5 protein-coding genes are annotated in these 8,890 nt (G+C 70.1%); 3 read left to right on the top strand and 2 right to left on the bottom strand.

Translation table 11 applies throughout. The annotated features are described in order from the left end of the window. The first annotated feature begins 10 nt into the window (after window positions 1-10). Window positions 11-1,837 carry a glycoside hydrolase family 15 protein gene (locus tag OG381_RS07855; RefSeq protein WP_327715385.1) on the top strand — a complete coding sequence of 609 codons (1,827 nt, stop codon included), beginning with the start codon at window positions 11-13 and terminating at the stop codon, window positions 1,835-1,837. 61 nt (window positions 1,838-1,898) lie between these two features. Here OG381_RS07855 and OG381_RS07860 read toward each other — a convergent pair whose 3' ends face one another. Beyond that, window positions 1,899-3,206, bottom strand: a complete 1,308-nt coding sequence (locus OG381_RS07860; RefSeq protein WP_327715386.1) for a lysine N(6)-hydroxylase/L-ornithine N(5)-oxygenase family protein — start codon at window positions 3,204-3,206, stop codon at window positions 1,899-1,901. Between the two features lie 83 nt (window positions 3,207-3,289). On the opposite strand from OG381_RS07860, the gene OG381_RS07865 reads away from it, so the two are divergent. Together OG381_RS07865 and OG381_RS07870 are read left to right on the top strand one after the other, a co-directional pair. After that, a complete protein-coding gene (locus tag OG381_RS07865) occupies window positions 3,290-4,267 on the top strand; it encodes a methionyl-tRNA formyltransferase (RefSeq protein ID WP_327715387.1) in 978 nt (325 codons plus the stop codon). A gap of 121 nt (window positions 4,268-4,388) precedes the next feature. After that, entirely contained in the window at window positions 4,389-5,393 is a 1,005-nt protein-coding gene (locus OG381_RS07870) for an iron-siderophore ABC transporter substrate-binding protein (protein ID WP_327715388.1), read from the top strand. 57 nt (window positions 5,394-5,450) lie between these two features. Here the strand turns inward: OG381_RS07870 and OG381_RS07875 are convergent, their stop codons facing one another. Then, entirely contained in the window at window positions 5,451-8,876 is a 3,426-nt protein-coding gene (locus OG381_RS07875; RefSeq protein ID WP_327715389.1) for an amino acid adenylation domain-containing protein, read from the bottom strand. Between the last annotated feature and the right edge of the window lie 14 nt (window positions 8,877-8,890).

Here is an 8,890-nt window from a genome sequence, read left to right on the forward strand (position 1 = left end):
GGAGGCCGCGATGAGCGCAACACCTTTGGACCAGCCGGACCAGCCGTATCTGCCGATCGCCGAGCACGGGCTGATCGGCGACCTGCGGAGCGTGGCGCTGGTGGGCACGGACGGCACGATCGACTGGTACTGCTGCCCGTCCTTCGACGCCCCCAGCGTCTTCGCCTCGATCCTCGACGCGGAGCGCGGCGGGTCCTTCCAGCTCGCCGCGTCGGTGCCGGCGAAGACGAAGCAGTTCTACTGCCCCGACACCAACGTCCTGATCACCCGCTTCTTCACCGAGGACGGCGTCGGCGAGGTGCAGGACTTCATGCCGGTGGACGGCGAGTCGGCCGAGACCGAGCGGCACCGGCTGATCCGGCGGGTGGTGTGCGTACGCGGCTCCATCCCGTTCCGCACCCGTGTCGCCCCGCGGTTCGACTACGGCAGGACGCCGCACACCGTGCGCATGGCCGGTGACGTCGCCGTCTTCGAATCGGAGCAGCTGTCGCTCGGCCTGACCGCGACCGTGCCGCTGGAGACCGACGGCCAGGACGCCCGCGCCGACTTCAAGCTCGCCGAGGGCGAGTCGGCGGTGTTCGCGCTGGACCAGGTCGGCGGTGAGGTGACCCCGCGCAGATGCGCCCGCACCGAGGCCGAGGAGCAGTTCAGCAGCACGGTCGCCTACTGGCGCCGCTGGCTCTCCGCCTCCAAGTACCGGGGCCGGTGGCGGGAGATGGTGCACCGCTCGGCCCTCACCCTGAAACTGCTCACCTACGCGCCGACCGGCGCGATCGTGGCCGCGCCGACCACGAGCCTGCCCGAACAGCTCGGCGGGGAACGCAACTGGGACTACCGGTACGTGTGGGTGCGGGACGCCGCGTTCTGTGTGTACGCCCTGCTGCGGCTCGGCTTCACCGGCGAGGCCGAGGCGTTCATGAACTTCGTGACCGAGCACATCAGTCCGGGCGACGGCAAACCCTCCGGACCCCTGCAGATCATGTACGGCATCGACGGCCGCACCGATTTGACCGAGACCGAACTCCCCCACCTCGAAGGGCATCAGGGCTCCGCGCCGGTGCGGATCGGCAACGCCGCGGCGGACCAGCTCCAGCTGGACATCTACGGCGCGCTGATCGACTCGATCTACCTCTACGACAAGTGGGCCAAGCCGATCTCCAGCGACCAGTGGGACGACGTGTGCGCCCTGGTGGAGTGGGTGTGCGAGCACTGGGACCAGCCCGACGAGGGGATCTGGGAGACCCGGGGCGGCCGCAAGAACTTCCTGTACTCGCGTCTCATGTGCTGGGTGGCGATCGAGCGGGCGATCCGCATGGCGAACCGCCGCGGTCTGCCGGCCGATCTGCCGCGCTGGCTGGAGTGCCGCGACACGATCTACCGGCGGATCATGAGCCGCGGCTGGTCCGAGACCCGCAAGGCGTTCGTGCAGCACGAGGACGGCGACGTGCTGGACGCGGCCGTCCTCATGATGCCGCTGACGAAGTTCATCGCCCCGACCGACCCCAAGTGGCTGTCCACCCTGGACGCGCTCACCCAGGAGCTGGTCTCCGACTCCCTGGTCTACCGCTACGACCCGCTGGCCAGCCCCGACGGGCTGCGCGGCGACGAGGGCACGTTCTCCATCTGCTCCTTCTGGTACGTCGAGGCGATGGTGCACGCCGGCCGGGTCGACGAGGCACGGCTCGCCTTCGAGAAGATGCTCACGTACGCCAACCATCTGGGCCTGTACGCCGAGGAGATCAGCCACACCGGCGAGCAACAGGGCAACTTCCCGCAGGCGTTCACGCATCTCGCGCTCATCAGCGCGGCGTTCAACCTGGATCGCGCGCTGGGCTGACGGCGGCCCGGGGCCGGGCCACTCGTCGGGCACACCCGCGTCAGGCGCACCCGCGGGCGGCTCAGCCGGAGTGTGCCGCCTGCCTGGCGAGCAGTGAGCGATGGATCTCGCCGGCCCGGATCGCCGTCGTGGACAGCAGGGTCGAGGTCAGTCCGTGGGTGTGCTCGGTGCCGCCCTGGAGGTAGATGCCCGCGGTGACGTCGGGGGCGGTCTCCACGCGGTGGTCGCGGGTCACGCGGATGGCGTCCCCGTCGTCCCGGAGACAGACCTTGGCCGCCTCTCCGAGCAGGGCCGTGAAGTCGCGCGGCCGGTAGCCGGTGGCGTGCACCAGCAGGTCGGCCTCCATGGTCCGCTCGTCGCCGGTGGGAAGGTACTCGACGGTGATGTCGAGGGCGTTGTCGGCGCGTTGGCTCACCTCACGGATGCGGGAGACGTTCAGGAAGCGCAGCCGCTCCCGGCCGGTGACCTTCTCGCGGTACGCGCTCGCGTACAGGGACTCGATCAACTCCATGTCGACCACGGAGTAGTTGGTCGAGCGGTGGTAGTCGAAGAGGGACTGTTTCACCTCCGACGGGGAGGTGAAGTACACGTCCACCGCCTCCGGGTCGAAGATGCGGTTGGCGAACGGGCTGTCGTCCGCCGGGGTGTAGCCGTACTTGGAGAAGACCGCGCAGACCTCGGCCTCCGGGAAGGAGCGGTGCAGGTAGTCGACCGACTCGGCGGCGCTCTGCCCCGCGCCCAGCACGACGGCCCGCCGCACGGACTTGCCCTCGGCGAGGAGCTTTTCCACGCCGGGCAGCAACTGGCTGTTGTGCCAGACCCGTTCGGACAGTTCGGCGCCCGGTGGCACATGGGGTTCCAGCCCGACGGCCACGGTCAGGTTGCGGGCCCGGTACGTCCTCCCGCCGCAGACCACCTCGAAGCTGGTGACGGCGCCCGAGTCGTCCCGGACCGGGTCGACGGCGGTCACCTCGTGGTCGTAGGCGACGAGCGAGCGGACCCGCTCGGCGGCCCATTCGAAGTACTCGTGGAACTCGACGCGCAGCGGGAACAGGGTCTTCTGGTTCAGGAAGTCGACCAGCCGGCCGCGGTCGCGCAGGAAGCAGAGAAAGCTGAAGTCGCTGGCCGGGTCCCGTAACGTCACCAGGTCCTTCAGGAAGGACACCTGCATGGTGGCGTCGTCGATGAGCATGCCCCGGTGCCAGCCGAATCCCGGTTGGCGTTCCAGGAAAAGGGCGTCCAGCCGTCGCTCGGGTGGAAGGTCTGCGTTGTGTTCCGCAATGGCTATGGCCAGGGCCAGATTTGACGGGCCGAAGCCGATTCCGAGGATGTCGTAGGTGCGATCCGATCCCGTGAGCGGTGAGTTCACCGTGGCATCGCCTCCCTCAGGCAGCCACATGTTAGATAAGGTAAGCCTTACCTTGCAATGAGGCCGTCCGAGGGGAGCACCGCATGCGCGTCGCCATGTTCGGCTATCAGACCTGGGGGCACCGCACACTCCAGGCCCTGCTGGACTCCGACCACGAAGTCGTCCTCGTCGTCACCCACCCCAAGAGCGACCACGCCTACGAGAAGATCTGGGACGACAACGTCGCCGAACTGGCCGAGAAGAACGACGTCCCCGTCCTGCTGCGCAACCGGCCCGACGACCCCGAACTCCTCGCCGCGCTGCGGGAGTCCGGACCGGACATCATCGTCGCCAACAACTGGCGGACCTGGCTGCCACCAGAGCTGTTCGACCTGCCCCCGCACGGCACGCTCAACATCCACGACTCGCTGCTGCCGGCGTACGCAGGCTTCTCGCCGCTGATCTGGGCGCTCATCAACGGCGAGGCACGGGTCGGCGTCACCGCGCACCGCATGAACGCCGAGCTCGACGCCGGGGACATCCTCGTCCAGCGTTCGATACCGGTCGGACCGGCCGACACCGCGACCGACCTGTTCCACCGGACCGTCGACCTGATCTCGCCGATCGTGCGCGAGTCGCTCGATCTGATCGCCGCCGGCAAGGACGCCGGACAGTGGGTGCCGCAGGACCGCGGCCGGGCAAGTTTCTTCCACAAGCGGTCACTCGAGGACAGCCGCATCGACTGGAGCTGGCCCGCGGAATGCCTGGAACGCCTCGTGAGGGCCCAGTCCGACCCGTACCCGAACGCGTACACGTTCCACCGCGGAGAACGCCTCAGGATCGTCGAGGCCTCCGTGTCAGAGGCGTTCTACGGCGGCACCCCGGGCCGGATCTTCATCCGCGAGGGCGACGGCGTGGTCATCGTGGCCGGCGCCGACGCCCACACCGGCCACTGCCGTGGGCTCGTCGTCCGGCGGCTGCGCACCGAGGACGGCACCGAGTTCGCCGCCACCGACTACTTCCGGACGATGGGCGGCTATCTCACCCGGTACCCGAACTCCCGCCCGAACAACGCCGCATGACTGACCGTCACATGCGCGTTCGGGCAAGGATCGCGTCCGGAACACATTGCTAAGGCAAGGCTTACCTTGCTTTACTGACCGGCGTACCGAGTCTGCCGGCATCTGGCGAAAAGGGATGCACATGTCGAGAAAACTCCGCACCACCCTTCTCACGGTCACCCTGGCCGCCGCGCTGGCCGCCTGTGGCTCCGTGGAGGACGACGACCCCGTCTCGTCGTCCTCCGACGGCGCCTCCTCGGACGCGTTCCCCGTCACGGTCAAGCACAAGTTCGGCAGCACCCGGATCAAGTCGGCGCCCGAGCGGGTCGTGGTGATCGGCAACGGCGGTACGGACGACATCGACGCGCTCTACGCCCTCGGTGTCACGCCTGTCGCCATCTCCAAGGACGCCCTGAGCTCCGACGGCATCTACCCGTGGCTCAAGGACAGGATCGACACCGAGAAGACCAAGCTGCTCGACACGCTCACCGCGGTGGACTACGAGGCCGTCGCCGCCCTCCAGCCGGATCTGATCCTGGCCACCTCGGACTTCACGCTCGACAAGGACTACAAGAAGCTCGCCGCCGTGGCCCCCACCATCGGCTACGAGACGGCGTGGGGACAGCAGACCTGGCAGGAGCACGTGCAGGTGGTGGGCCAGGCCGTCGGCAAGCCGGACGAGGCCGAGAAGGTCGTCAAGGACACCGAGGCCCGCATCGCCGCGGTGAAGGACAAGCACCCGGGCCTCGTGGGCAAGACCTACAGCCTGTCCATCGGCAACACCCCGGCCAAGATCTACACCATCGCCTCCGAGGAGGACTTCGCCGCCAAGCTGATGAGCGAGGTCGGGCTGAAGCTGACCCCGTCGGTCACCGACATCAAGACGGTGAGCGGGAGCCCGACCGGTGAGCTGTCCTTCGAACAGCTCGACAAGCTCGACGCCGACCTGGTGATCATCGCGTTCACCACGCCGGACCTGAAGAAGGCCTTCGAGGCCAGCACGCTGGTGAAGAACATGTCCGCGGTGAAGAAGGACCACTACGTGGTGACCGACGTCGCCACGATCAGCCAGCTGCGCAGTCCGTCCGCCCTGGGCATCCCGTGGGCGCTGGACAATCTGGAGACCGGCTTCGCCAAGCTCGACTGACAGTGAGGGGGAAGGAAGGGCGGGCCGCACTCGGGGCGGGCCGCCCTTCCTCGTTCCCTACGCGTCGCGCAGGGCCGCGTCGATCTCCTCGGCCGACATGTCCTCGATCTCCAGGTGGATCGCGGCGACCCCCTCCAGCCGGCCGGGCGTCGCCTCCTCGGCGGACAGCCGCTTGGCCATGCCCCCGGCCGTGAGCGTGGCGAACAGGGCGCGGACGGACACCTCGGAGGTGTCGAGGACCTCCCGCAGCCTGCTCACGATGACCGTGGCGAGCACGGAGTCGCCGCCGAGCGCGAAGAAGCCGTCGTCGAGGCCGACGCGTTCGACACCGAGGACGTCCGCCCAGACCCGGGCCACGACCGTCTCCAGCGCGGTGCCGGGCGCCCGGTGCCCCAACTCCTCCTCGCCCTCCCAGAGTTGCCGCACGGCACGCCGGTCCAGCTTGCCGTTGGAGGTGAGCGGAAGCTCCCGCACGACGGCGATCCGCGACGGGACCATGTGCGAGGGCAGCACCGACCGCACCCACTCCCGCAGTTCCTCCGCGGCCGTGCCCCGCTCGGCGGCCACGGCGGCCGCCAGCTGGACTCCCTGCCCCCGGGTCAGCCCCGCGACAGCCCTGCGCACGGCGGGGTGCCCGGCGAGTGCCGCCTCCACCTCGCCCAACTCGATCCGGAAACCGCGCAGTTTCACCTGATGGTCGCGGCGGCCGAGGAACTCCAGGGTGCCGTCGGGCCAGTAGCGGGCGAGATCACCGGTGCGGTACCAGCGCAGGCCGTCCCGCTCGGTGAACTTCTCGGCCGTGCGCACCGGATCGGCCCGGTACCCGAGCGCCACCCCGTCCCCGCCGATCCACAGCTCGCCCGGCACCCAGTCGGGGCAGTCCCGCCCCCGGCCGTCGACGACCCGGCAGCGCACATTGCGCAAAGGGGTGCCGTACGGCACCGACTTCCACCCGGCGGGCACCTGACCGCCCGTCACCTCGCAGACCGTGGAGTGGATCGCGGTCTCCGTCGTCCCGCCGAGACCGGCGAACCGGCACCCCGGCGCCCGTTCGGCGAGGCGCCCCGGCAGATCGGTGCCGACCCAGTCGCCGCCGAGCAACACGACCCGCAGTGAGGAGAGTTCGCCGGGTGCGAGGAGCAGCATGTCGAGCAGGGGCGGTACGCAGTTCAGGAGGGTCACGCCGTGGGTGCGCACCAGCTCCGCCCACTGACCGGCCTCGCGCCGGTCGGCGTCGTCCACGAGGACCAGTGCGCCGCCCGCGCCCAGCAGCCCGAACGTGTCGTAGACGGACAGGTCGAAGTCGAGGGCGGACAGGGCCAGGCAGCGGTCCGAAGGACCCACCGCGTAGCGCTCGTTGAGGTCGTCGATGGTGTTCACCGCCGCCCGGTGCGGCACCTCGACCCCCTTGGGTTCGCCGGTCGAGCCGGAGGTGAACAGCACATAGGCGGGCTGCTCCTCGTCCACGGTCACCGGTTCCGCGAGGGGCGGGTGGTGTAGCGACACGGAGTCCAGGACTGCCCGGAATCCCGCGGTGGCCCGGATGCGCTCGCGGCGAGCCGGCGGTTGCCCGACGCCGACGGGGACATAGGCGGCGCCCGCGGCGAGCACACCCAGAACGGCCGTGATCTGGTCGGGCCCCTTCGGGAGACTGACCGCGACCGTGTCCCCGGGCCGCACACCCCGCTCCACCAGGTCGGCCGCGACCCTCAGCGACCGGTCGGCCAACTCGCCGTAGGACAAGGCCCCTTCCGAGCCCCAGAGCAGCGCAGGCGTGTCCGGCCGCTCGGCCGCCCGCTCGAAGAACCCCTGGTGGAGCAGCCGGTGACTGCGCGGCCCCTCGGTGGAGTTGACCGTCGCGCGGACCGTCTTCTCCCGCTCGCCCAGCAGCGCCGGTACCGGCTGCTCCCAGACCGCCTCCTCGGTGCCGAGCCGGCTCACCAATGCGTGGAAGGCGGCGAACATGGCGTCGACCAGGCCCGCGGGGAAGGCGTCCTCGCGCACGTCCCAGTTGACCAGGAGCCCGCCGTCGACCTCGGTCACCTGGCAGTCCAAGACCACCTGCGGGCCCTGGGAGATGATCCAGACCGGTTCCCCGAAGGACTGGCTTACGCCCGCGTCGAACAGCTCTCCCAGGTTCAGCGCGCTGGTGAACACGACCGGTGCGAGGACCTGTTCGCCCCGGTGCCGGGAGAGGTCGCGCAGTACCTCCACGCCGGAGTAGTCGGCGTGGGCGGCGTCGGTGTGCATACGGTCCTGGAGGCGCCGGGCGTGCGCGGTGAAGGACTCCTGCCCGGCCAGGTCCACGTCGAGGAGGACCGAGCTGGTGAAGTCGCCGACGAGAAGGTCGACATCGGGGTGGGAGCCGCGGCGGTCGAACATCGGGATGTTGAGCAGGAAGCGCGCCTGACCGCTGAAGGCGGCCAGCACCTCCGAGAAGGCGGCCGCCACCGCCATCGCCGGGGTGAGTCCGTGCCGGTGGGCCCGGGCGGTCAGGCGCTGCTTCTCCTGCGCCCGCAGCCAGTGGTGGCGGCGCGTGACCCGGGTGGGGTCGGCGCGCTCCGCCTCGGGCACGAGCGGGAGTTCGGGTGCGCTGGGCAGTTCGGGGATGCGCTCCTGCCACCACTTCCGCGAGTCCTCGCGGCTGAGCCGCCGTACGGTGGCGCGTTCGGCGAGGTACTCCGGGTAGCTGGTGCGGATCGGCGGCAGCGGGGTCGCCGGGTGCTCGTAGAAGTGGGCGAGGTCGGAGAGCAGGACGCGGTAGCTGAGGGCGTCCGCGGCGAGCATGTCGACGTCCACGTGGAGCCTGCTGCGGCCGCCCGGCAGCAGGGAGAGCCGGACGGAGAAGACCTCGCCGGCCGCGACGTCGAGCCGGGCGTGCGAGGAGGAGTGCCGCAGGGACTCCAGTTCGGCCGCGACGGTGTCGGCGTCCAGTCCTCGCAGGTCGTTGACGACGGTCGCGGGGCGGGTGAGGGCGGGGAGGATCTCCTGGCGGCCGTCGTCGCCGAAGCGGGCGCGCAGCATTCCGTGCCGCTCCACGAGGGCGCGTACGGCGGTGTCGAGCCGCTCCGGGTCCACCCCGGCGCCGTCGAACTCGACGTAGAGATGCGCGGCGACGGAGCCGAGGGTGGTGTCCTCGCCGCGGCCGATCCGGTAGGCGTGCTGCATGACGGCCAGCGGGAACGGCTCGCCCGGATCGGCCGCCGGAACCGTCATGGGAGCGGGCTCGGGTTCGGGTTCGGGTGCCGCGCCCGTACGGGCCGTCAGCAGTGCCCGCCAGGCCCGCAGGGTGGGTTCCTTGGCCAGTTCCGCGAACGTGACGCGGACACCTTGCCGGCGCCAGCCGCTCGCGATCTTCATCAGGGTGATGGAGTCCAGGCCCCAGGTGATGAGGCTGTCCTCGTCGCTCGGCGGGGTGTCCGCGCCGAATGTGTCGGTGACCGAACGGAGCAGCTCGTCCGCGGTCGGGGGGTGCTGCGTCACCGGTTCCTCCGCTG

The organism is Streptomyces sp. NBC_00490 (genome assembly GCF_036013645.1).
Lineage (GTDB): Bacteria > Actinomycetota > Actinomycetes > Streptomycetales > Streptomycetaceae > Streptomyces > Streptomyces canus_F.

Bases quoted from the DNA above. Each gene is read 5' to 3' on its own strand.
- OG381_RS07865 (WP_327715387.1), top strand. From the start codon at position 3,290: ATGCGCGTCGCCATGTTCGGCTATCAGACCTGGGGGCACCGCACACTC.
- OG381_RS07855 (WP_327715385.1), top strand. From the start codon at position 11: ATGAGCGCAACACCTTTGGACCAGCCGGACCAGCCGTATCTGCCGATC.
- OG381_RS07870 (WP_327715388.1), top strand. From the start codon at position 4,389: ATGTCGAGAAAACTCCGCACCACCCTTCTCACGGTCACCCTGGCCGCC.